This is a genomic window from Mycolicibacterium sp. TUM20985, assembly GCF_030295745.1.
In the GTDB taxonomy this organism is placed as follows: domain Bacteria; phylum Actinomycetota; class Actinomycetes; order Mycobacteriales; family Mycobacteriaceae; genus Mycobacterium.
In genome coordinates this window covers 5,976,640-5,999,841 of the sequence record NZ_AP027291.1, presented here as the reverse complement: position 1 = coordinate 5,999,841, position 23,202 = coordinate 5,976,640, and the positions used below count along the sequence as shown (strand labels likewise).

The 23,202-nt window shown below is 63.0% G+C and carries 17 protein-coding genes and 1 pseudogene; 8 read left to right on the top strand and 10 right to left on the bottom strand.

Features of this window, described 5'->3' with window-relative positions:
- Nucleotides 1–102 precede the first annotated feature (102 nt).
- The 5 genes from QUE68_RS29190 to QUE68_RS29170 all read right to left on the bottom strand — a co-directional run bounded on the left by QUE68_RS29190 (nt 103) and on the right by QUE68_RS29170 (nt 9,926).
- Nucleotides 103–3,948 (bottom strand): DEAD/DEAH box helicase, encoded by a 3,846-nt coding sequence (locus tag QUE68_RS29190; RefSeq protein WP_286274934.1) that lies wholly within the window; start codon nt 3,946–3,948, stop codon nt 103–105.
- A gap of 7 nt (nt 3,949–3,955) precedes the next feature.
- Nucleotides 3,956–7,174 carry a DEAD/DEAH box helicase gene (locus QUE68_RS29185; protein WP_286274933.1) on the bottom strand — a complete coding sequence of 1,073 codons (3,219 nt, stop codon included), beginning with the start codon at nt 7,172–7,174 and terminating at the stop codon, nt 3,956–3,958.
- A gap of 373 nt (nt 7,175–7,547) precedes the next feature.
- Nucleotides 7,548–9,026, bottom strand: coding sequence for a ThiF family adenylyltransferase (locus QUE68_RS29180; RefSeq protein WP_286274932.1), 1,479 nt, complete (start codon nt 9,024–9,026; stop codon nt 7,548–7,550).
- A gap of 55 nt (nt 9,027–9,081) precedes the next feature.
- On the bottom strand, nt 9,082–9,462 hold the full coding sequence (locus QUE68_RS29175) for a hypothetical protein (RefSeq protein ID WP_286274931.1): 381 nt from the start codon (nt 9,460–9,462) through the stop codon (nt 9,082–9,084).
- A complete protein-coding gene (locus tag QUE68_RS29170; RefSeq protein WP_286274930.1) occupies nt 9,459–9,926 on the bottom strand; it encodes a hypothetical protein in 468 nt (155 codons plus the stop codon). The genes QUE68_RS29175 and QUE68_RS29170 overlap by 4 nt, the downstream gene beginning before the upstream one ends.
- 555 nt (nt 9,927–10,481) lie before the next feature.
- Here QUE68_RS29170 and QUE68_RS29165 point away from each other — a divergent pair.
- Together QUE68_RS29165 and QUE68_RS29160 are read left to right on the top strand one after the other, a co-directional pair.
- A complete protein-coding gene (locus QUE68_RS29165) occupies nt 10,482–11,582 on the top strand; it encodes an XRE family transcriptional regulator (protein ID WP_286274929.1) in 1,101 nt (366 codons plus the stop codon).
- Nucleotides 11,583–11,710: 128 nt separating this feature from the next.
- On the top strand, nt 11,711–12,808 hold the full coding sequence (locus QUE68_RS29160; RefSeq protein WP_286274928.1) for a hypothetical protein: 1,098 nt from the start codon (nt 11,711–11,713) through the stop codon (nt 12,806–12,808).
- Nucleotides 12,809–12,856: 48 nt separating this feature from the next.
- On the opposite strand, the gene QUE68_RS29155 is transcribed toward QUE68_RS29160, so the two are convergent.
- The 4 genes and pseudogenes from QUE68_RS29155 to QUE68_RS29140 all read right to left on the bottom strand — a co-directional run bounded on the left by QUE68_RS29155 (nt 12,857) and on the right by QUE68_RS29140 (nt 17,214).
- Nucleotides 12,857–13,675: a TIGR02391 family protein gene (locus QUE68_RS29155; RefSeq protein WP_286274927.1), complete on the bottom strand. Its 819-nt coding sequence runs from the start codon at nt 13,673–13,675 to the stop codon at nt 12,857–12,859.
- Nucleotides 13,668–13,853, bottom strand: a pseudogene (locus QUE68_RS29150) (helix-turn-helix domain-containing protein); the annotation flags it as partial. The pseudogene QUE68_RS29150 and the gene QUE68_RS29155, both read right to left, overlap by 8 nt.
- 34 nt (nt 13,854–13,887) lie before the next feature.
- A complete protein-coding gene (locus tag QUE68_RS29145; protein ID WP_286274926.1) occupies nt 13,888–15,120 on the bottom strand; it encodes an IS110 family RNA-guided transposase in 1,233 nt (410 codons plus the stop codon).
- A 1,320-nt stretch (nt 15,121–16,440) separates the two neighbouring features.
- Nucleotides 16,441–17,214, bottom strand: coding sequence for an NAD(P)-dependent oxidoreductase (locus tag QUE68_RS29140; protein ID WP_286274925.1), 774 nt, complete (start codon nt 17,212–17,214; stop codon nt 16,441–16,443).
- A 115-nt stretch (nt 17,215–17,329) separates the two neighbouring features.
- Here QUE68_RS29140 and QUE68_RS29135 point away from each other — a divergent pair, with 115 nt between their 5' ends.
- Entirely contained in the window at nt 17,330–17,791 is a 462-nt protein-coding gene (locus tag QUE68_RS29135; protein ID WP_286274924.1) for a MarR family winged helix-turn-helix transcriptional regulator, read from the top strand.
- A gap of 15 nt (nt 17,792–17,806) precedes the next feature.
- Here the strand turns inward: QUE68_RS29135 and QUE68_RS29130 are convergent, their stop codons facing one another.
- Nucleotides 17,807–18,319 carry a MarR family winged helix-turn-helix transcriptional regulator gene (locus QUE68_RS29130; protein ID WP_286274923.1) on the bottom strand — a complete coding sequence of 171 codons (513 nt, stop codon included), beginning with the start codon at nt 18,317–18,319 and terminating at the stop codon, nt 17,807–17,809.
- 245 nt (nt 18,320–18,564) lie between these two features.
- Here QUE68_RS29130 and QUE68_RS29125 point away from each other — a divergent pair, with 245 nt between their 5' ends.
- The 5 genes from QUE68_RS29125 to QUE68_RS29105 all read left to right on the top strand — a co-directional run bounded on the left by QUE68_RS29125 (nt 18,565) and on the right by QUE68_RS29105 (nt 22,539).
- Entirely contained in the window at nt 18,565–19,788 is a 1,224-nt protein-coding gene (locus QUE68_RS29125; RefSeq protein ID WP_286274922.1) for a M24 family metallopeptidase, read from the top strand.
- A 37-nt stretch (nt 19,789–19,825) separates the two neighbouring features.
- Nucleotides 19,826–20,548: a cupin domain-containing protein gene (locus tag QUE68_RS29120; RefSeq protein WP_286274921.1), complete on the top strand. Its 723-nt coding sequence runs from the start codon at nt 19,826–19,828 to the stop codon at nt 20,546–20,548.
- A gap of 32 nt (nt 20,549–20,580) precedes the next feature.
- A complete protein-coding gene (locus QUE68_RS29115) occupies nt 20,581–21,114 on the top strand; it encodes a cupin domain-containing protein (protein ID WP_286274920.1) in 534 nt (177 codons plus the stop codon).
- Nucleotides 21,115–21,144: 30 nt separating this feature from the next.
- Nucleotides 21,145–21,336, top strand: a complete 192-nt coding sequence (locus QUE68_RS29110; RefSeq protein ID WP_286274919.1) for a ferredoxin — start codon at nt 21,145–21,147, stop codon at nt 21,334–21,336.
- A 408-nt stretch (nt 21,337–21,744) separates the two neighbouring features.
- The gene (locus tag QUE68_RS29105) at nt 21,745–22,539 is read left to right on the top strand and encodes a class I SAM-dependent methyltransferase (RefSeq protein ID WP_286274918.1); all 795 of its coding nucleotides are present in this window, start codon (nt 21,745–21,747) and stop codon (nt 22,537–22,539) included.
- Nucleotides 22,540–23,202: the final 663 nt, after the last annotated feature.

The window sequence follows — 23,202 nt, the reverse complement described above, 5'->3', positions numbered from 1 at the left end:
GCGGGAAGCGTTTATGACATCGCCTAACCTCTTGGGCGCGGGGTTTTTCGGCGCTATCCATGGCCCAGCCTTGGACGGATTATTCCAACCTCGGGCGAATGATCAGCTCTGTGGTGATCGGGGAGTCCGTCCGCGAGGTGGGTTCCACTCCCATCCCGGCAATGCTTTTAGGCGTTCTTGACTCTCGGGGCTGAGTTTCTGCTGCCTGTATTGGCCGCGCTGGATAGTCAGCCACGTTCCTAGGCGCACGCCGTTCTCGACGTGCTTTTGAGGAACAAGGAAATGACCTTCCCGTTCGACGTACTTCTCAAGGAGTGCGTAGGTGGCTTCCCATCGTTCTTCTCGGCGGTCCTCCCAGGACCATCCTGGAAGAGCCTCAAGGCGCTGCTGGCGTTCCGGGTTCAGAGTTCCCTCTGCGTGGGTGCTTTGTTGCACTGCCACCCACTGTTGGAGCTTGACTCCATCGACGGTGTACTTGTTGGGAACGCGTGCGGTGCCGTGCGCGGCGACGTACTGCTCGAGCAAAGCGAGGGTCCGCTCCCACCTCTCCGCGAATGGGTCCCATGACCAACCGGGCAGCCCTTCCAGCCGTTCGGTCCTGTCGGAAGTCATCCCCCCGGTGCGGTAGATGTCACGTTGCTTCGGCACCCACGAACCCAATGGGTAGCCGTTGTGTCGCAACCGGGCGGGGACCAGCGCAGTCCCGTGTAGTTCCACATAGTCCAAGAGTTGGCTAAAGCCCTCTTCCCATTTCGCGTCGTTAACTGACCACACCCATCCCGGCAGCGCACCCAAGCGGTACGCGAGATCAGGGAGCAGCTTTCCCTTGTTCCGCAAGGCCCGCTGCAAATTGACCCAGGCCCCGAGCCTCTGCCCGTCGTGAACAGTCGACTTTGTCGGTGAGCAGTGGCCGTGCTCCGCTGCGTATTCCGCGAGCTTGCGGTAGTTGTCCTCCCACGCGCCCTCGTTGGTGTCCCACACCCACCCGGGGAGCGACTTCAAACGGGCGATCCGCTCCGCACTAAGGCGCCCCCTAGCGAACGAACCCCTTTGATTGGCCGCCCACGCTCCCAGTTGATAACCGTCCGCAGGATCAACGTAAGTGCGCACCATACGTGTGCCAACGTGGGTTCTTGCGTGTGCCTCAAGTCGCCGAAATCCCTCTTCCCACTTGGAGTCACGGGGCGCCCATGACCAGCCCGGCATGTTTTTCAGTCGTACCTGCCGCTCATCGTCCAAGTCACCGGTGCGGTAATCAGACCGGACAGAAGTGACCCACGAACCAAGCCTGTAGCCGTCCTCGCATTGGAATGCCTGTGGGACGAGACTGTCGCCGTTTTGTCGGACGTAATCCTGGAGGTGACGGAACCCTTCCTCCCACTCATCGGTGACGGCGTCCCAGGTCCAGTCCGGGAATTTCTCCAGCAGCCTGATGCGATCAGTAGCAAGAGTTCCCTTGTTCCGGTGGTATCGCTGCTGGGCGACCCACTGCCCGAGGCGGTAGTCCTGGTATTTCTCCAGGGCCGGTATCCGAGTGTGGCCGTGCTCTGCAACGTAGCGCTGCAGTAGCAGGTAAGCCTCTTGCCAGCGATCCTTGACCGAGTCCCACGTCCAACCTTTAACGCCTTTGAGCCGCTGCTGCCGTTCCAGGGGCAGCCGGGCTTGCTTGTACGCACGTCGTTGGGTCGTGACCCATGCCCCAAGCTGATATCCGTCGATGGTGTAGGCCTTCGGCACAACGGCGTCGCTATGGTTCTTGACGTACTCCCCGAGTCTTTCAAAGCCCTCTTCCCAGAGGTCTTCTCGCGGATCCCAAGTCCAACCGGGTAATTCGGCGAGGCGGCGGGAGCGGTCCGGATTCAGCGCCCATTCGGAGCCTCTGGCCCTCTGCTTGGCGACCCATCCACCTAGCCGGTAGTCACCATCGGTGAATAGGGGTGGAACTCGAGCAGTCCCGCGTTCGGCAACATACTTCTCCAGTAGCCCGAACCAGAACTCCCACGGCACTGTGGTCGCATCCACCAGTCGGACGTCAAACGCCGCGGCGAAGTCCGCGCCGACGGTGGCGGGTACGTCGAGGTGAATCTTGTCGGGCAACTTCGGTTTGTCACCGTTGCGGCTAATCTGCCGGCGCAGCGAGTCGAGTTGTTCGCCGAGTTCGACGTCGTGTGCCCGCAGGGCTTTGATGATGTCCCACACCGGCTTGAACACCGATGAGTCCAGGGCCACGTCGGGGTCCTCGTCGGTGTCGATGAAGACCGGGATGACAATGGTGCCAACAGTTTTCGCGTCGGATTTACGGATGGCGCGGCCGACCGCCTGAACGATGTCGACCTCGCTGCGGCGGGGGTCGATGAACGCAACCCCGTCCAGCGTCGGCAGGTCTATGCCTTCGGATAGGCAGCGGGCGTTGCTCAGCAGGCCGCGGTCGGCGTCATCGAGGCGGCCCAGGTGCTGCAGCAGCACATAGCGGTCCCCGGCGGGCATTTCCCCGGTGGCGACGTCAGACCACAGCGTGCCCTTCGGCCTCTGCCGCGCAGGCATCCAGTCGATGACGTCGGGCATCGAGGATGCGAACTCCCGAGCTCTCTTGACCCGGGAGTGAAACGAGATCACCCGCCGCAGGTTGTACTCGCGCATCGCCTTGGCGAGGCCGATCTGCCCGGCCAGTGTCGCGGCGTTGTCTATCTGCTTACCGTCGCGGGTGACCAGGGCGCCCCTCTCGGCCCACTCGCGGTAGGTGGCGTCGTCCACGCCGACGATCACCACCTGATAGTCGGTCAGCAGGTCACGCTGAATCGCGTCACCAAAGGACAGCCGGTGGAACACCGGCCCGAACTTCTTCTGGTCGTCCATCGAGGCGACCTCATAGTCGGCCTCTTGCGCGGCTTTGAGCACCCGGCCGGTGAAGTAGCGCGGGGTAGCCGTCATGAACAGGCGGCGATCGCCCTTGAGCGCTTTGGAATCCAGCACGGTGGCGAAGTCCGACGACACCGGGCCGGCGACCCGGTGCGCCTCGTCGGCGATCACGAGGTCGAAGCCGGGCATCCGGCCGAGCTTGAATGCGGCCTCGATCTGCGGAGAGGACTGATAGGTGGAGAGCACCACTAACGGCCCGGACTTGCGGCGCAGGAACGCCGCGATCTCGTTCGGGTTGGTGGTGACCGGGACGCCGAGGTCGGCGGTGTGGGCGATCGCGGCGTCGTGGGAGTCGGCGACGCTGTCGTCGGAACACACCGGAAGTGCGGTGAAGTCGTTGGCGCAGTTGGCCCGCCACTCGTTGAGGGTCTGCTTGAGCAGCGACAGCGACGGCAGCAGCACCAGGGTCCGTTGGGCTTTCAGCCTCTCGGTGATGAACAAGCCCGCGAGGGTCTTGCCAGTGCCGCAGGCCATGATGAGCTGGCCGCGATCAGAGGTCTTGAACCCCTTGAGCACATCGCGGATCGCCTCGGCCTGGTGCGGCCGGGGCTTAGCCGGTTTGCGTCGCTTGGTCGGGCGCAGCTTCGCCGGTGATGCCGGCCAATCCAGCGCGGCTGCCCGCAGATCGTTGAGACGGAAGAAACTGCTGCGTTTCTCCTGCTGCTGGATGGTGCGCTCGCCGGTGCGGTCGATCAGATCGGTGGTGGCAATCAGGATCCGGTAGGCGAACGTCTTACGGCCGGACTCGGAGAGGAACTTATCGACGTCTCTCTTGCTGACCCGGTACTGGGGGTCATAGGCCTTGGCCTGGATCGCCCACAGGTCGCCGTTGCGGTCCTCGGCCACCAGGTCGATCCCGGCGTCACCACCCCACCGGCCCGGCCACTCGTCCCACAACCACACCCGCCGCAGTTCACTGCGATATACCGGGTCATTCTCCAGAAACCACTTACAGACGTGCTCGAACTGCCGGCCGCGCACCCGCGGGTCAGCATCAAGATTGCCGTACAGGCCGTCGAAATCCCCCATGCGGCTATCAAGCCTTCTTTCGACGGTAGTTACGAACCGCCACCCCACGAGGCGGTGACCAATCCCAACCCCGTAAGCCGTCAAGTCGCCGGATGCGATCCGGGGTCAATTTGCCGGTCCGCTTGTAAAGGCGTTGTTGCGCAGCCCAAGCGCCGAGGCGGTAGCCGTCTTCTTCGTAATCGGTTGGTGGCGGCTGTCCATGGGCCTTCATGTATCCGCTGAGGCGCGAGAACCCTTCCTCCCACTTTCCACCCCGACGATCCCAATCCCAACCCGACAGCGCCGCAAGTCTCTCCGCGCGGTCAGGGCTGAGTTTCCCCTTCTTGAACTCCAGCCGCTGGGTCATCGCCCAGGTGCCCAGCGGGAAGTCATCAACGATGTACGAGCGTTCAACTTTTGCGTCGCCGAACGCCCGTACATAAGCAAGAAGCTGGTGAAAGCCGAACTCCCACTTGCCTTCATTTGTCACCGTGCCCCAGCCCGGGAGCGCTCTCAGCCGCTCCTGCCTATCCGCGCTCAGGCGGGGGAACTTCGCCCTCTGATTTGCATACCAGGTTCGCAGGTTGAATCCGTCATCGTCGGCGGGGTAGTCGATAGGGATGACGACATGACTATTCTCCCGGCCGAACTGTCTGAGTTTCTCGAACGCCTCTTCCCAGCGGGATTCCAGAGCGGTCCACACCCAGCCGGGTAGTGCCGCTAGACGTTCGACACGGTCGGATTCCAGCTTTCCTTGGGCGTAACGCGTCCTCTGAAAGTTGACCCAGGCACCGAGGCGGAAGTCGTCGTTTGATTTGTGGGGCTGCTTGACCCGGGAATCGCCGCGCTCGTCGATGTACTGCTGGAGGTGGCGAAATCCGTTCTCCCAACGCTCTTCTTCGAGGCCCCACACCCAACCGGGAATGGCATCCAGCTTCTCCCGTCGGGCCTCGCCCAGCTTTCCGGCACGAGCGTCGCGCCGCTGAATCGCAGCCCAATCGCCAAGTGGATATCCGTGGTAGTCGGTGGCGGCGGGGATAAGGGTGTTTCCGTGTTCTTTAAGATACTTGAGCATCTGGCTGAGTCCCGCTTCCCACCGTCCCTCGTTGCGGTTCCAGGTCCAGCCTGGGAGCGTATCAAGCCTTGCGGCCTTTTCGGGCCCAAGCTCTCCTGACTGGTAGTGGACCCGCTGGTTGCTACACCAGCCTCCTAGTCGATACCCGTCCAGCTTGGCTTCTACAGGCACCTCGACGCTTCCGTTGTGAGCTACGTATTTCTCCAGCAGTCCGTACCAGAACTCCCAGGGTTGGGTGGAGTTCTCTACTAGGTGGGCGTTGAAGGCTAACGAGAAGTCTCGGCCGATTCTCGTGGGGAGGTCGAGGTGGATCTTGGGGGGCAGCCGGGGTGGGCCGTGTTTGCGTCCCATCTCGCGGCGCAGGGTGTCGAGTTGTTCGCCGAGTTCGCTGTCGTGGGCCCGCAGGGCCTTGATCACATCCCAGACCGGTTTGAACGCCGAGGAGTCCAGTGCCACTTCGGGATCGGCGCCGGTGTCGATGAACACCGGGATCACGATGGTGCCCAGTGCCTTCGCGTCGGACTTACGGATCGCGCGTCCCACGGCTTGAACGATGTCTACCTCTGAGCGGCGGGGGTCGATGAACGCCACCCCGTCCAGTGTGGGGACGTCGACTCCCTCGGAGAGGCAGCGTGCGTTGGCGAGCAGGCCACACTCGCCGTCGTCGAGGTGGGCGAGGTGTTGGAGTAACACGTAGCGGTCGCCGGCAGGCATGTCACCGGAGGCATGGCGGGACCACAGTGTGCACTTTGGGCGTTGCCGGGCGGGCATCCACGCCAGCACGTCGGGCATGGACGAGGCGAAGTCTTGGGCGCGGGCCACCCGGGAGTGGAAGGAAATCGTGCGCCGCAGGCCGTACTTCTTCATTGCTTTGGCCAGGCCGATCTGTCCGGCAAGCGTTGCGGCGCTGAGTTTCTCCTTGCCGTCGCGGGTGACGAGGGTGCCCTTTTGGGCCCACTCCCGATACGTCGCGTCATCGACACCAACGACGGCCACCCGGTAATCGGTGAGCAGATCACGTTTGATGGCCTCGCCGAACGGCAGCCGATGGAAAACCGGCCCGAACTTTTCCTCGTCGTCCATGGACGCGACTTCGTAGTCGCCGTCCTTGGCGGCCTTGAGCACCCGGCCGGTGAAGTAGCGCGGCGTGGCCGTCATGAACAGCCGCCGGCTCCCCTTGATCGCCTCCGCGTCCAGAACCGTGGCGAACTCCGACGACACCGGGCCAGCGCAGCGATGAGCCTCATCGGCAATGATGAAGTCAAACCCCGGCACCCGGCCCAGCCGGAACGCATGAGCGATCTGCGGGCTGGACTGATACGTCGAAAACACCACCAGGGGGCTGGACCTGCGGCGCAGGAAGGCGGCGATCTTCTCCGGATCGGTCTCGGCGGGAACGTTCAGATCAGAGGTGTGTGAAACCGCGGCGTCATCGTTTCCGACGGTGTCGTCAGAGCACACCGGCATCGAGGCGAACTCAGTCGTGCAGTTCGCACGCCACTCGTTCAGCGTCTGCTTCAACAGCGACAACGACGGCACCAACACCAAGGTGCGCTTGGATTCCAGCTTCTCGGTGATGAACAGCGCCGCCAGGGTCTTGCCCGTCCCGCACGCCATGATGAGCTGGCCGCGATCTGAGGCCGTGAATCCCTTCACTACATCGCGGATCGCGTCGGTTTGATGCTTACGCGGGCGGGCCGGCTTGCGCGGCTTCGCCGGCCTCAACGCTTGCGGCGAGGACGGCCAATCTACAGAGGCGGCACGCAAACCATTGAGCCGGAAGAACGCGCTGCGCTTCTCCTGCTGCTGGATCGTGCGCTCGCCTGTCCGGTCGATCAGATCCGTGGTCGCTACGAGCATTCGGTAGGTGAAAACCTTGCGGCCCGACTCAGCCAGGAATTTATCCACGTCCTTCTTCGACACCCGGTACTGGGGGTCATAGGCCTTGGCCTGGATCGCCCACAGGTCGCCGTTGCGGTCCTCGGCCACGAGGTCGATCCCGGCGTCACCACCCCACCGGCCCGGCCACTCGTCCCACAACCACACCCGCCGCAGTTCACTGCGATATACCGGGTCATTCTCCAGAAACCACTTACAGACGTGCTCGAACTGCCGGCCGCGCACCCGCGGGTCAGCATCAAGGTTGCCGTACAGGCCGTCGAAATCCCCCATGGGACCAAAGTTTAGAAGTTAGATCCGACAGGGCTGAGGGGTTTGGCGCTGAAGCGTGCGTTCCCCAAGTGCTCTTTACAGACGGATGGCCATCGTCTTCTCCCCAAGACATTGTTCGTGTGCGGCCACGGTGGCGTGTCGGCTGCATGCGGCGGGGAGCTGCCGATAATCGCGACCTCCGTCAACTGGCACGGCCGGTTTCGACGGCGGCGCGGAACGTGAAAGTATCTCGCGAACCAAGGTTTTCGAGCAGAGGAGTGACGGGTACGGTCGACCGTCTCCGCGCTGGCCCAAATTTGCGCCGGCCTGGGGAACACAGCCCGACTACCGGGGGCTGACCACAAACATGAAAACTCATGTTCGGCAATAGATCTCATACCATTCGGGAGGTCAAGTTCTGCAGTGCCCGGTGCGCCGCGTCGAGCAGCCGCAGCCGCAGCCGAGGCTTTCGCTTGTTGCGTTCGGCGACGATGTGCCGCCATTCCGTCTGAGCTTTGGTAAGCGTTGGACGATGGTCTGCGGTCGCAGTTTCGGACTCGTAGCTGCAGTGCTGCCCGGTCGTCGCGTCGGAGTGTTCGAGGCGGTGGGGTGCAAGGAGATAACGCAGTGGTGCGGGGACACCGCGCCCGCCGGGATGTGCGACGAGACTTACGAACTGGGCGAGGAGTGCGGCGCTGACGCTGGCGGACAGAGCGGCAACGTTTTGACCGGCAGGCGCCTGTCTGCCGGTTTTGGCGATGTAGGTGGGATCGTCGAGTAGTCCTTGCATATCGAGACTGAGTTCGCCGAGGTCGAGCTGTCCCAAACACACCATGCAGGGGCGCCCGGGTACGACAGTGTGGGCGCGCCAGATGCCGCTGCGTAGCCTGCCGTCGGCAAAGGTGTCGAGAGCGATGCCACCGTCGATGACGGGGATGAGGTCGGCGTAGGCGGTCTGATTGAGTACCGCTCGCGGCCAGGGTCGATCGACGCAAGAGAAAATAAGGTCGTAGTCCAAGGCGGCTTGAAGCCCGGCGGGGTCGGTGATGCTCACTTCATGCACGACGGGATGAAAGTTGTTGCCGGTGGCTGCGGAGGTCATGAGCCGTGCGGCGACGGCGACTTTCGCGCGGCCCAGGTCGGCGTCGAGCCGCGTGGCGCCGATCATGCGATCCAGGTTGACGGGCTCGACGGCGTCGAAGTCCATGACGCCAACTTCGAGGAGCCCGGTAGCGGCAAGGCGTTGCGCGACGTCGAGGCCAACGCTGCCGGTGCCGACGATCAGAACGCGCAGGCGGGCGATCGATGCTTGTACGGAGTCACCCCATGCTGAGACGGTGCGCTGTTGTGATGGGGTCGGCTGAGGTGCTGGCCTCAGGGTGTCGTTCCAGGTCACGACCAACTTGTCGGATACGCAGCGCACCGATTCAGCCCAGCTGGGGTGGGTGTCGTCGAACCAGAAGCGAGCCGACCACCCGTCGTCGCGGCCTGCGAGGGTCATGCCGAGTAGCGGCATCTTCGTGTAGGCGCGTGCGACGCGTTCGTAGTCGGCTTCGGTGTCGTGGTCGGTGGCGCTCAGGACCTGCCATCCGCGGCCGCGGGGATGAGAGTGCAACAGCACCAACCCTTCACCGCGAGTGCGGGCCTCGGTTGCTGCGCGCAGGACGTAGGTGCTGGTGAAGGAGGCGTTGCCGTGCACCAGCCGTTCTCCGTCCCGAGGCGGGATTACGGTCTGCACGACGGCTGTCGTGCGACTCACGCCGGTGGACAACAGGTAGGTGGCGGCGAGTACGTCTTCTTGCCCGTCGTCACGGACGAGGTGATCGCGCATCGTCGCGTGCACCGCGCCCGTCATGGCGACCGAGTACCGCATGTCGGCGCCCTTCCTTGAAAGTTGACTTGCTGTTCGTTGGGCGTCGGGGGCGGCGCTAAGCCGCGGGCGCGATGGCTAGCGACAGCAGGCCGCGAACGTGACTCAGCCATGCCTTCGCCGGTGAGATCGAGGTGTCGGTGTGGGTGAATTCACGAGAATGCCGCCGCCATCCGGGTGGGCAGTCAGTGGTGTCGGTGTTGGTGGTCTCGAACACCACGGTCTCGGGCAGATGCACCCAGTGTGGCGGCACCTGAGGCCAGGTCTGCACCTCTGCCAAGCTGACACCCGTCGCGACCCATTGCCCGGCCAACGCACCGCCGACGGCGAGGATGTCGAACATCAGGCGTCCAGGCTCGGCGCGCACCGGCGCCCCCGCGGCGGTCATATCGTCGGCGAAGCGACGCGCAGGGGAGCCGGGTGGCGGCAGGTCGGTCACGCGACCCCGCCGATGTGCCTGGCGGTGACGAACTCGTCCCCGTCGTGGATGGTCACCATCTGATCTCCGGTGAAGGTCTCGGGACCGCCGGCAGCGGTGACCCGAGCCAGGTCGTACTTGGCGGGGTCGACACCGGCCAGCCGCAGCAACGCGACGGCGGTCTGATCGTCGTCCCAGCTGGTGTGGTGTTCGCCGTCAATGGTGAAGCGCACTTTGCGGCGGGTGCGGAACCGCCCGCCGTCCCGCAGGTTGACGATTTGCTTGTCCTTGACGTGCGTCTCGACACCGTGCTTGTCGACGATGAAGAGGTCGAAGTTCTTGGGGTCGCGACCCGCGAGACGCAGCAGGGATGCCGCGTCCTGGTCGTCATCGACAGTGTCGAACTCGACGCCATCGATGTCGATGGTGATGGGCTTATGCCGACGGGAGTCCTGCTCCCGCCGGTCCTGGTGAAGATCTGACATTTCTGCGTCCTCCTGGAATCAAGTCGGCAAACCCCCATGCGGGCCTCGCCTTACTGCCGAGACATGTCCGACCACCTCCGGCAGTGCGCCCATGTCATCTTTACAGTATCAGATCATCTCCATCGCCTAATGGGTGATGACGGGTAGACTAGTATCGCGGGTGTCGTGACAAGCATTCTTGGCGCGTGCCGGTAGGTTCGGTGACGACATTCAAGTCATCAGCCGATGGGTGATGGAGTACAGACGCGTGGAACAGGACTATTCGGACGAGGGGTTGCGCCGCCTCGCCACTGATCCAGGGTTCCGCCCGGCGGGTTGGAGTGACCATGAGATCCGGGAGTTTCACCGTCTCATCCAGTGCGTACGTGCCGCTCACGTCGAAACCGACCTGCGGAACATGCGTTTGCTGCGGATCGAACCCGACCATTCCGGTGACCCCACACGGGCCCGGGCCACGTTGAGTTCTGGCCGCGTTATCGACCTCACGTTCAAGATTTCCGACAACCACGGCGCTGTGGTCTTCGGGGTCTTGGCAGTAGAGATGGAACCCCAGCGATGAGCAACACCACATACAACAACCCGATACCAATCAATCAGCGACCTGTTGGCGAACTTCTAGGTGATGAACTTGAGGCTCGCGGATGGTCCCAAGCCGACTTCGCCGCCGTGATCGACCGCCCGACCCAATTCGTGTCCGAGATCGTGACTGGCAAGAAAGAGATCACCCGAGAGTCGGCCGCCCAGATCGGTGCGGCCCTCTCCCTATCGCCGGAATTTTGGCTGAAGTTGCAGGACCAATACCTTCTGGCCCAGCAAGCTAAGAATCCGACTACGCAGGCAAAACTCGACGACGTACGTCGCCGGGCGCGACTCAACGAGCTCGCACCCATTCAACTTCTGCAGAAGAGAAAGATCCTCACCGGTTCGACGCTGGACGAGCTGGAAGCCGAGGTGATGGAGTTGTTCGAACTCACGTCCATCAATGATCAGCCTGGCCTCGGAGCGGCAGCCAAACGCGCAAACCCCGGCGAAGACATCACCATGCTGCAGCAAGCATGGGTTGCCTGCGTGCGAAAACAGGCGAGAAAGTTACCTCCCGATGGTGAGTATTCGCCTGAAAGGCTCGCCAAACTTGCCGCATCACTCCCACGGTCAGTGAGAACAGCTGAGGACTTCGCAACGCTGCCAGACCAATTGCGCGATGCCGGCGTACGGCTGGTCTACGTCGAAGCACTACCAAGCGCCAAGATCGACGGGTGTGCAATGTTCGTGGATGGCCGCCCGGTCATCGGGCTGTCTGGACGAGGCAAGCGCCTCGACAAAGTCTTGTTCACCTTGCTTCACGAGATCGCCCACATTCTCCGTGGACACGTTGACGACGGCCCCATCGTCGAGGACTTGGAGGACAGTCGTGCGCAGGAGTCAATCCGTGAGAGGGAAGCCAACGACGGCGCCGGCACTTGGATCTTTCCCAACGGGTACCCGTCGGTGCCCTCACGGATCAACGCGCCGTGGGTCGAACAGGCTGCAACAAAACTCGGACTCGCGCGCATCGTGCTGATTGGCCAATTGCAGAAACAGGGTCGCTTGGACTGGCGGACAACACTGGCCAAGAATGCCCCTTCGGTCAGCGATGTCCTCCCACGCTGGGAGTAGCAACGATCTTCGGATTACTAGTCCGTTCTTCGCGCCGAGTATCCGAGTATTCGCTGGTGGCGCCCATAGCATCGGATGCTGCGGGCATTTCACCTGAACCGGCCCCCCATATATAGGAGTCTCTCGGGGTGCCCACAGCAGAGGAATGGCGGTCACTAGCCGCCACGGGCATCGTCGCGTTGCTTGATGCTGAGGGGGCGGCCACTCAACCGGGTATGGAGGCCAAGCTGGCGGACGCGAAGTACGCCAAGTTTGACAGTCCGATCCATCCTCATCATCTGACAACTGCGCGCAAGCGGCTGCTTGATGCAGGGGTGATCGAACGTGTCAACGAACGAACACGAGGTGGTCAGATCGTGGCCACTTTTGTCTTAGCGGACCCGTCCAAAGCGGTCTTGCGGATCGCCGGCCGCAAACGTCTTCTGCACAGTCGCTATCTGAGCTGGAGTAGCGCCTCGGCGACTGAATGGGGTGCGCCGCCCATTCCGGCGGCGCTGGAGCGGGTTATCCATCGGTCACTGTTGGAGGCGGCGCCTCACGGTTATCTTCTTCTGCGCCCTGATGGGGGGGAAGTGGGTCAGATAGCCGGAAAGCCGGTCCCAGGCGGGAAGGTAGATAACGCGGCCTTTCACACCAGGGTGGGGGTCGATGGCCTGCCCAGCTCAACGAAGCTGATGCCTATAGAGGCGAAGAACGTCCGCCAGTGGATCTACCCGCGAACCCAAGAGCTCTATCAGCTCCTCGATAAGTCCGCGCGCCTTCGCGTGGCGAACCCGACCCTGCCCGTGATGCCCATCTTCGTGTGTCGGCGTGTTCAGTTCCTAACGGGAAAGATGGCCCAGCAGTTAGGTTTTCACGTTATTCCAACGTGGCGGCAGTACGTCAGGCCTGCAGTTGCCCACACCGATGACGATGCGCGCAAGTTCGAGGAACTCAACACCGAACTGTCGTACAACCTCGAACTGCACGAAGGCAGTGTAGAGCCGATGGTCAAGCAGTTCACCGAAGTCATCCCCAGGCGCTGCGACGATGCCGCCGCGCGGTGGGGGCACTTTGTCGCGCACCCCGATGTACCGGATCGGATCCATCGCATGCGCGATGACGCGATCAGCAACACCGACCGGCATGACACGCTCGGCGAGCTTGCGGCGGCGGCCCGGGAGGTATTCGGCGAGGACGTAGATTGGTTCCGCGAAGATGATGAGGGCGAACATCCCGGCATTTGATTCAAAGCATATTCGGTTGTGCCAGTCGCAATTTGAGATGTGAGGTGACTATGTGGATGGACGCTTCACAGTCGCAACATCCAGTCGGCGGTGCACCAGCGATAGCGCCGTCGCCAGTTCAAGCAGCTGGGTGTCGGTCACCGTTCGTAGGGCACGCGGATCGTGAGCCACTGGGTTCCTGAACATGCCAGCTAGTCCTTTGATGAGATTGGCGAAGCCTGTTTGTTCATCACGATCGGTTTGAGAGTTCAGATCGTTGATCGCAATGACCGGCGCCCCTGATTTCCCGAGAGATAGGGCCGCGTCGATCAACGCGGCACCGTCGCCACTTAGGCCTGACATCTGCCGAACTCGTTCGAACACGCTCTTAGTCGCCTCCAGTGAGGCGTGAAAGTTGTTCTTCTTGAGCAGCTCCACGGTGCAGTAGCGCAGCACCTCGTGGTGGGTGTCTCGGCGCCGTAGCTCTGCCCGCAATGAGGTGGCGTTGCGCGATGCCTCATCCAGCGTGGAGGAACGGGGGCCGCGGTGTACCTTGCCGGTGTCTTCAACGCGGAGACCGACGAAGGTTAGGACCTCATCGAGCTGGTCTTGGCGCAGTGTGAACAGCTCAGGTCGGCCGACATAGTTGATGGGATCCATAGCGTGCTGAATGAACGTGATGATCCGCTGCGGATGGCCATCGGTGTTCTGTCGGCGTACAAACGCCTCCTCCAGCCGCTTCCACTTCGTCAGACCAGCTCCGGGATCTTCCATCTTCAGCCGGCCTAGCAGCTGACCAATCTGATATCCGGTGAGGCCGTCTTGGGTGTCGGCAAGCACTTGAGCCACCGCAGTCAAGGTGCCGAGCTTCCACGCTGGTTCAGCCATTCGGTTGCATCGCTTCGTTATTAGCGAGATATCGGTAAGCAGTGGCCCGGCCGATTCCAAACGCAGCAGCAAGCTCCGTAACGGGTTCTCCGGTAGCTGCCAAGCGCCGCAGCTGCTCTTGCCGGTCGGGGCTGAGCTTTGTGGGCTTTGTGGCCGGTAGCTGTCGGGAACGGCGTGAATGGCACCGCTGACATCCGTTCGACGTCTCGAGGCTATGCCCCGGGGGTCATCAATACCGGGAAGGCCTTGGTCTCGTCGTAGGGCTGTTGGTTCTGAAGGCAGTAATGGAGTTGACCGATGAGCTTGTTGAATAGGTGCCGCCGCGCTGCGGCGTGACGATCGCCGTGTTCTCGTCGCCGACGGTAGTGCTCGCCAGCAGGTCGGCAGTGGGTAGCAGCGCCGAATGCCCAGATCCACCCGGCCGCGGCCAACCTGTCGTTCTTGATCCGGCGATGGGTAATCGAAACGGACTTTCCGGAGGCTCGGGTGATGGGCGCGGACCCGGCGTAGGCCTTCAACGCACGGGCATCGATGAAGCGGCTGCGGTCATCACCTATTTCGGCGAGCACGCGGGCACCGGTCGAGTCACCAAGACCGGGGAAACTGGTGATGATCGGGTAGTCCGGATGGCGTTCGAACAGCTCGGCAGAGGCCTGACCGAGGTCGTCTACGCTCGCGCACGCGGTGTTCAGCGCTGCTAGCAACGCCGACGTCTGCTTGCCCATCGCGGCCTCTACTTGAGCGAGGTGACGCATCTGAGGCACGCGCAGCGCCGTCTTGATCTCGGTGGCCGCTTCATCGATGCCGCGACTGCGGCCAGCGCGGCGCAGCGCCGCGGCGATCCGGCTGACAGACAGCCTGCTTGCCGCTGCTGGAGTGGGTGCGATGGCCAAGATGGCCCTGGCTTCGGGGCTGGCGATCCCCAGCGGGAATCGGTTGGTGAACGCGGCCAGGAAGGTCGGGAAGAACTCGCGCAAAATCGAACGTAATTCGTTGTGCGCCTTGATCCGTCGCCATGTCGCATCCTGATGGGCACGGGCCAGAACAGCGATCGCCTGGCACAGTTCACTGTCGACCGGCAGCTGCCGATGCAAGTGAGCATCCACCCGAAGGATGTTGGCTAGGGTCATCGCGTCGGCGTGATCAGACTTCGCCCGCGCCACCGAGTGCCTTTCGCGGTAGCGGGCGACCGCCAACGGATTGATCGAATAGATGGCCCGACCGGTCGCCCGCAGCGACGCCACCAACAGACCCCGCGGCGTCTCGATGGCCACCGGGATTGGATCCGCGGCGCTATCACCGACATCGGCGAACAGCTCGACCAACTGGGCCAGACCGGTGGGGTCATCGGCGATGCGCTTCTTGGCCACCAGCTGGCCGTTATCGTCGACGATGGCGACGTCGTGGTGGGCTTCGGCCCAGTCGATGCCGCAGAAGAGTTTCACGGTGTCGTTTCCTCCTATCAGTGGCGGATTGAGTGCGGTTCACCAACCCGAATTGGGACGCGCAGCGCTCTACTTACGAGGCTCGATGGCCTTCCCTCCGATGAGCTGTTCGCGATCCCAGCGAACCCGCACGGCGCCGGTTTATGAAAGAGCTCTCGGCTCGAGAACATTGAGTCGTTGAATCCGTGCGGGCGGGCAAGACCACGGGCTAATCCCACCGAATACACCCCTTGCGACCCCGCCGCGACACGCACGGTCTAGAGAAAGGACGCCAGGTCCGGAAACGAGATAGGCGTTTGCCGACGGCCGAGGCCGCAAGGGTGAACCACCACCAGCTTCATCACGACGCCGGTCTCATGAGAGGCCTCCACAACCAGATTGGTTAGAGGCCGTCGCGAGGACACCAGCAGTGGTTCGGAAGTAAGTAGAAACGAGACAACTGTTCCTTTAGCGAAGGCGGGGTTGTGGATCGCTTTGAGTGCGGACCGCGGGATCCACGGAACATGCTGTTAGCAACCAGTTTTGAAGTCCTAGAGTCACGGCTCCGCTCTCAACGTCACTGTGACGAATTAAAACCTGGCACCTAGCTCTGGCGGCCGACTGCCTCAAGAACGATCATCGCGCCGTTATCGAAGTGGACATGAAAGTGAGAATCGATGGTATGGACATCAGGTGAGAACGCCGCTGTCGCCGCAGGTCAACAGAGGGACGATGGACACGAAACTTGAGAAGCCACACTACCTGTGGCTTCTCAAGTTTTATGTCCAATTCTCAAGTGAAATGTCCACCTGATGTCCAATTGGACATGAAAGTGAGATTTTCGGCTGTTCCAAGTGGGCAATGCGAGTATGGGCCAGTCTCTGGCGCAGCCAACGCCCACGATGGGCGATACGGTCAAAGGTGTTGCAGTGCAGCCAATATGGGCCGCCAGCCAAGTTCATCTTCGAGAAGGGAGTGCTGCTGCGCATGCGAGATGACCGGGCCGCGACGTGCACATGGTTACTCGGTATCGGCGCGCTCACTCCAACCCTCTGCTCGGCGAAACTCATTCGTGCATAACCCCTGCCGTGCCAAGAGGCGGCCAGGTCAGATCCGAACGAGTGGCCGAGCACCGTCCAGGAACACACTGGCGAGTTCGATCCCCGGTTGGGCGTCATCCTCCTAACGGATCATCAGACCTGCGCGGCACGCCTTTCCGTTACCCCGGTCCCGGTTAGCTGTGCCTAGGGCTGTAGGGGTCCGGGCCCTGCTGGATCCTGGTGGCTACGCATGGGTTGGTCCGCGGACGCCCTTCTCGGGCCAGCTCGGCGGGGTGCTTCGTCAGCGTTTGAGTACTTCATGACGAAGCATGTATAGGGCGCCGACCTTCAACCCCGGGGTGGTGACCGCGGCGATCTTTCGGCTGAACCGGTCGTCGTCGAGCTGGTCGAGCATCATCTCGGCCAGGTCCTCGCGGGACATGAACGGCCCGTCGATGCTGGTCTCGGCGACCGCGTATCCGGTGCCGGGTTCGTCGGTCAGCCCAGGGGGGCGCACGATCGTCCAGTCCAGGTCGCTGGTCGACACCGTCGACTCCATCTTCTCCATGTCGTCGTACACGGTCTTGCCGATGAAGTCCCGCATCACCGACCGGGACAACCGGCCCAGGATCCCGTCGGGCTGGTGGGAGGCGTCCACCCCGCCCGATGTGACGACGATCAGGCGCCGCTTCTGGAGGCGGCTCATCGACTCGACGAGCAGGCGGGCGCTGGTCGAGTACACCTCGACCGGCTGTCGGGTGAAGGACGCGCCGATGGTGCAGATCACGGCGTCGGTCTCCGCGACGGCGTCGGCGATGACGCCCTGGTCGGTGGCATCACCGGCGATGACGTGTAAGCGGTCGTGGCGGAGCGGGAAGGTCTCGGGGTGACGCGTCAGCGCGTGCACGTGGTGGCCGCGATCGAGAGCCCGTTGCAGGGTCTGCCGGCCGGTGGGCCCGTTCGCTCCGAGGACGAGCAGTCGAGCGTGCCGAGGCCGGCGTGCCTCGTCCGTGAAGACCTCGGTAGAGGTGGCAGCGGCGGAGTCGACGTGGGGGCCGGGTGACGTCGCGCTCACGGCCGGGCCCTCCCGTCGATGGGTGCTCGGCTGAGTTGCTTCACGGGAAGGATCGTCCATTCAGGAGTGTAAGGAAACTGATAGGTATCAGTAAACTTACACATAGACTGCGCGCATGCCAACTGCGGGTCCCGGGTGGAGCGGGGGTGACCCCGACGACTTCACGGCCATGACCCTGGTCCGAGCATCGCTCGTGCTGCGCCGCACGTTCGTCGCCGCGCTGGCGCCCTTCGATCTGCCCCCGCAACAGTTCAGCGTGCTCATGCACCTCGTCGAGGTCCCGGGCCGCAGCCAGGCCGACCTCGCCCGCGTTGTGCTGGCTACGCCTCAGTCGGTGGGGGAGCTGCTGCGGGTCATGGAGGACCAGGGCAGGGTGGAGCGCACCCCACCCGCGGGCCGCGGCCTTCCCTCGGCGGTCTATGCATCCGACGCGGGACGTGCCTTGCTCGACGAGGTCACACCCCGTGTGATCGCGGCTTTCGCCCCCGAGGCGATGGGCCTGGATCGGGCGACCTCGCAGCGACTCAACCTCGACCTGCACACGATCATGAGCACGCTCGAACCCAGAGCCAGATGACGACGCCGCGGCGTTTCATGCGTCGGAGGTGATCCCGCCGCCATCACTATCTTCGGTGGCCACGAGTAACTCTCGGTGGGCGGTCATCGCCGATGTCGTGGCGGCGAGATAGCGACTGACGACTTCGAGTTCACCCGCGGTGAACTGGTGCATGACCTCGTCGCTTCGGGATCGGATGGGGCCGAAATACTGATCGGTCAACTTCCGCCCCTTGGGGGAGTTCTCCAACAACACCCGCCGTCTGTCCTGCTCGTCGCGCACTCGTCGGAGGTTGCCGGACCGCTCGAGCCGATCGACCACCGCGGTGACGGCTCCCGAGGTCAGCCCGAGTTCCTCCCCGAGGGACCCTGCGGTGACCGGTTCCCCGAGTTGTTGGGCGAGGAGGACATAGATCAAGGCGTTCATGTCGGTGGGGTGCATCCGATGAACGGCGACGAAGGCATCACTGACCTTGTCGGCCGCCGCCACCAACTGTTGAGTCAGTCGCAACACGCGGTCGTGCAGCTCCCCATCATCGGTTGACTTCACGGCCGCCTCCTAGGTATTGTCTCATTCATCAAGATAATCAATGATCGAGATAACGGTAGGTGGATTACGGCCTGCCGGGGCCGCCCACTCAATGTCGCGTTGCGTTCTCCGACCATGGCGCATCTGCCGCACATACACGCGGTCCAGTATTCATCTGCCCGGCTGACGAGGTCGAAGGAGCCGGAAGCATGACACAACAGGGTGCGCTTCAGCCTGACGCACGGGCAATCCCACGGGTTGACGCGATGAGCGCTCCGGGAGATGCTCCTGCCTTCGACACCGCCGAGCGCGACCGCCGCTGGGGCCGCATCCGCAAGGAGATGGCCGAGCAAGGGATCGACCTCCTCGTCGTCTTACCGGAGTCAAATGCGGACGACGTGCTGTACGTGGCCCAAGAGATGGGCGCCGTGCTGTTTCCTCTCGACGGCGACCCGTGGATCGTCATCGGCGGCGAGGACAGCAACTTGGCCGTCGCCCGTCACGGTTGGATCGACCAGCGAACGAGCGCCACCGCGTCCGGGGTGAATCGGTTCTCGTATGGCACCGCAGTGGCCGATGCGCTCGAACGCCTGCAGATCAATCCCCGGCGAGTCGCCGTCGCTGGGCTGGACGGCAGCCGTTACTCGCACGTGCGTTCGCTCGACGGTTACGTCGTTCACGCCACCATCGTCCGGATCATGGCCGTGCTGTCAGGGGCAGAGCTGGTCAACGGGTCTGACGTGCTCGGACTCGCACGCTACGTGAAGAGCGAGGCCGAGATCGATGCAGTCCGGTTCGGTGTCAACGCTGCAGAAGCAGCGGCGTCCCTGATCGGTGATGCCTATCGGGTGGGTGCCGATCAGGCCGCGGCGTATCGCGCCGGCTACGCGGCCCTGCTTCAACCGGGTCTCACCGGAGCGGCAGGCCCTGTACCCAACATCGCGTGGTGTCCAGGGCAATGGGGCGAGCACCGCCCCCGGATGGTGAGCGTACCCAGCGGGAAGATCGACGACGGGCTCTGCGTGACCGTCGAGATCGTCGCCGTCTCGCGCGGCTATTTCGCACAGACCGCGCAGTCCTTCATCGCCGGAGAGGTCAGCGCCGAACAGCGTGAAGCATTCGCCTTGAACATCGCCGCGTTCAACGCCGCCCGTGATGCGCTATTGCCCGGCGTCACGTGGCGCGAAGTCAAGGAGGCGACCCTTGCGGTTGCTACCGGCACCGGGTGGGCGGTGACGTTCCTGCTCCACGGTGGCCCGCACGGTCCGATGCTCATCCCCCATGACCGCCACGACGACTGGCTTGACGACGAGGTCGAGGAGAACACCGTCCACATGTGCAAGCCGCACGTATACCCAGCCGCTCAGTCCGACGAGATGGCCCGAAGCCACGAGCTGACCTGGGGCGACATGGTCGTCGTCCGGCCAGACGGCGCGCAGCGTCTCGGGACGCGCCCACAGACCCTGGGCACCTCGCTCGTCAGTGTCTAGTTCTCACCCATTTTTCGACCCAACCGAAAGGCAATCCATGACCACCCGTCACCTCATTCCACCCGCCACTGGCGCGAAGGAAGTACTCAAGGTCAACGTGTATGAAAGATCGATCTCGCTGAACTGCATGCTGGCACCACTGTTTCCGTACCTCGGTCCGGGTGCGATCGTGGTGACCGCAGCCCTCCAACGGGGAATCCCCGGCAAGCAGTACGGGCAGTTCTTCCACGAGAACTCCCAGGAGGAGATCAGCTTCATTGCGGCCTCGAACATGGCCATGATGCCGCTCGGCTCAGTGATGTGCGGCGCCAAGTTCCACGCCGTCAGTGCTGCCCTGAGCGACAACCAGAACCCTGATTCGTTCCTGCTGCTTCTCATCGTGCAGCGGCAGGAAGACGTCGGCGCCCATCCAAGCGAGCAATACGAGGGCTTCCACCTCCACTGCCAGAGCTGCGAACAGCCCCTACTCCGCGAAATCTACAACGCCGATCCGACAACGCCGGAGAAGCACGGCACCCGCGAAGGCGATCGCTATCCGATGTTCTCCACCCTCTGGGGGTGCTCCACCGGCGCGCAGCGGTTCAAAGAAGACGAAGCGTTGCGCACTTGCACGAAGTGCGGGCACGTCAACGAGCCGTTCCCCTTCGAGACGTGGGGATGGAACGACTGGGTCGCCCAGAACCGCATCGCCAACGACGCCGCCGCGTCGATGGTTGCCGCGAACGCCAGCCACCTTGCGACCGCGGGAGCGACCCGATGATCGAGCGCGGTCGATTCCAGAACATGTTCCAGATGGCGCAGGAGATCGGTGAATGGGACGAGCGCCCAGTCTCGCCGCCTTTCGCGGATCCACAGGTCCACCTGTCGAGGAGTGTGGAGAGGCAACCCTTCTTCTTGATCTGCGAGAAGGACACCGTCCTCATGCAGACAACGGGCAGCGGCAAAGCCGAGCTTCGCTACAGCGGTGTCCGCGAAACCAAGCTGACCGTAGGTGACCTTCTCTACGTCCCCGGCGGAACGGCGAGCCGTATCGAGCCGCACGAGGAGTCCATCTACATACGCTTCAAGCCCGTGGTCCCCGGCCTCGAAGCCGTGGCGTGGTTCTGCCCGTCATGCGACGCAGAGCTCTGGCGGTACGAGTTCGATGCCTCGCAGGAACCGGCACAACTGGGCTACGACAACGGTTGCAAGGCATTCAACGCCGACGCCGCCGCCCGCACGTGTGGCTCGTGCCAGACAGTGCATGACCCGGTGGACTCCATGCACTACCGATGGAGCGAAGTTGCCGATCTCGTCGGCGCTGAAACCGACGGGCAGCCGACCTGACGTGGTCCCGACGGTGAGGAAAGGATCAAGATGAAGATCGAATTGGACCGGGACAAGTGCATCGGCGTGAGTACGTGCGTTGGCCTGGCACCGAGCGTCTTCACGATGGGTGCCGATGGAAAAGCGCAGGTGCGCGTCGACGTCACCGACAAGTCGGATGAGGCGGTCATCGCAGCCGTGGACAGCTGTCCGATGGAGGCGATTCGGCTGATCGAGGGATAGGGCCCCGCGCGGTGCAGCCGTGTCGGTGGGATGCATCCGGTGAACGGACCAACGCAGCGCTGACCTCGTCAGCCGCCGCAACCAGCTGTCAAGGGGAGCCGCATCAGGCAGTCGTGCAGCCCCCCGTCATCGGTTGACCGCGTGGCCGCCTCCTCGGTATCGTCGTAATCATCAAGATGATCAACGATCGAGATAATGCTAGGTGGGTGACGGCTTGGTTGCGCTGGCCACTCGATATCGCAGTGCGCTCTCGGACCACGGTGCGTCCCGCCACCTACTCGGTCCAGTAGTCATCTGCCACGTCGTCGACGTCCAAGGAGCCGGAAGCGTGACGCAACACGGAGGCGGGATGTTCGACTTTGCACATCGCGGGACCGGCGAACTGAACAGTCGCGTGGAGGTGGCAGCGTGACGTTTCCCTCACCGCCTCCCACCGGCACCGACAGCTTCGACGAGTTCTACTTCTACGGGCCCGATGCCGCCGAAGTCCCCTGGGACACGCACCAAGCTCAGCCGCGCCTGATGGAACTCGAAGCTTTGGGCGGCTTTAGCGGCGAAGTCCTAGACATCGGCTGCGGCCTTGGCGACAATGCGATCTTCCTAGCGTCGCGTGGGTATTCGGTGACTGGGTTGGACGGTTCCCCGGCGGCAATCGAGCAAGCCCGTAGGCGGGCCGCCGATGCGGGGTTGAAACCCACCTTTGCCGTCGCGGACGCCACCAATCTGACCGGCTTCGACGGACGGTTCGACACGGTCCTCGACAGCGCGCTCTACCATTGCCTCGATGACGAAGGACGTCAGGCCTACGCCGCCAGCATGCATCGCGCGACACGTCCCGGCGCACGTTGGCATCTCACGTGTTTCTCCGGGGGCAATGTCAACGGCGTGATCATGGCTGGCCCCACGGGCGCAGTGTTGCATTCGAACATCAGGAACACGCTCGCTGCCAACGGCTGGGCGATCGACTTCCTAGGCCCGACAACCTATCTGGCCAACGCCAGGGCCTTCACCGCCCAGGCCGCGCCCAGCGAGGACTCGCCGTGGGCGGACATGAGTAATTTCTCCCCCGAGCAGCTGGAACAGCTTCAAAAGGGCAACGAGCGCATGGCCACAATTATCCCGTTACTCGACGACGATCAGATCCACCTGCCCGTGACCGCAGTTCACGCCCACCGGATCGACCAGGGGAAGCGGCGTGGATGATCATGAGCCACGAGGTGACGGCAAGGGGAATGTCGACGGAGCATCGTCACCCGACATCGGCGGTCAATCCATGGTGGGGGACGCAACGTCGATATCCGCTGTGCTGAAACAGTTTTCAATTGGTCTTCAGCGGTCCGGTCGGGTTCTGTTCTAACACCTTCGCAGCTATCACTGAGGAGTTCACCACCGGTACCCCGCGTAGGCCACTGTGCGCAAGTGTGTCGATCCTCATGACAACCAATGCAATCAGACTGGGATAGGAGGACTCGATCGCACGCTCCATCGACCTGAGGACCGCCGCCCTAGCGCAGGACGTCGTGGTCAATGAGGACATTCAGTCCCTGAGCATCAGCGCTTTCGGCGTCGAGACATCTCGACTGGCTGGGGAAATGGTGTTCTCCGGGCGCATTGCTTGGTTACATGCGTGGCACCCGTCCCGCCGGATTCGAGGAGGTCGTCACTTGGATGATATCGGCGAATGTGCTGCGCAACATGCTGATGGCGCCGGACGTACCTTGACGTCTTCGGGATTTATCGGCATTGTTCTGCGGCCACCATCCCCAGCTGCCCGTACGAGGGATGGGCTGGCGGAACGATCGGCGTGTCATCGCCACTGACGGCCAGAACGAGGTAGGCAGCAAAGCTCAGCCCGAGCATGTCAGA

Bases quoted from the DNA above. Each gene is read 5' to 3' on its own strand.
- QUE68_RS29190 (WP_286274934.1), bottom strand. From the start codon at position 3,948: ATGGGGGATTTCGACGGCCTGTACGGCAATCTTGATGCTGACCCGCGG.
- QUE68_RS29185 (WP_286274933.1), bottom strand. From the start codon at position 7,174: ATGGGGGATTTCGACGGCCTGTACGGCAACCTTGATGCTGACCCGCGG.
- QUE68_RS29180 (WP_286274932.1), bottom strand. From the start codon at position 9,026: ATGCGGTACTCGGTCGCCATGACGGGCGCGGTGCACGCGACGATGCGC.
- QUE68_RS29170 (WP_286274930.1), bottom strand. From the start codon at position 9,926: ATGTCAGATCTTCACCAGGACCGGCGGGAGCAGGACTCCCGTCGGCAT.
- QUE68_RS29165 (WP_286274929.1), top strand. From the start codon at position 10,482: ATGAGCAACACCACATACAACAACCCGATACCAATCAATCAGCGACCT.
- QUE68_RS29155 (WP_286274927.1), bottom strand. From the start codon at position 13,675: ATGGCTGAACCAGCGTGGAAGCTCGGCACCTTGACTGCGGTGGCTCAA.
- QUE68_RS29135 (WP_286274924.1), top strand. From the start codon at position 17,330: ATGCCAACTGCGGGTCCCGGGTGGAGCGGGGGTGACCCCGACGACTTC.
- QUE68_RS29125 (WP_286274922.1), top strand. From the start codon at position 18,565: ATGAGCGCTCCGGGAGATGCTCCTGCCTTCGACACCGCCGAGCGCGAC.
- QUE68_RS29120 (WP_286274921.1), top strand. From the start codon at position 19,826: ATGACCACCCGTCACCTCATTCCACCCGCCACTGGCGCGAAGGAAGTA.
- QUE68_RS29115 (WP_286274920.1), top strand. From the start codon at position 20,581: ATGGCGCAGGAGATCGGTGAATGGGACGAGCGCCCAGTCTCGCCGCCT.
- QUE68_RS29110 (WP_286274919.1), top strand. From the start codon at position 21,145: ATGAAGATCGAATTGGACCGGGACAAGTGCATCGGCGTGAGTACGTGC.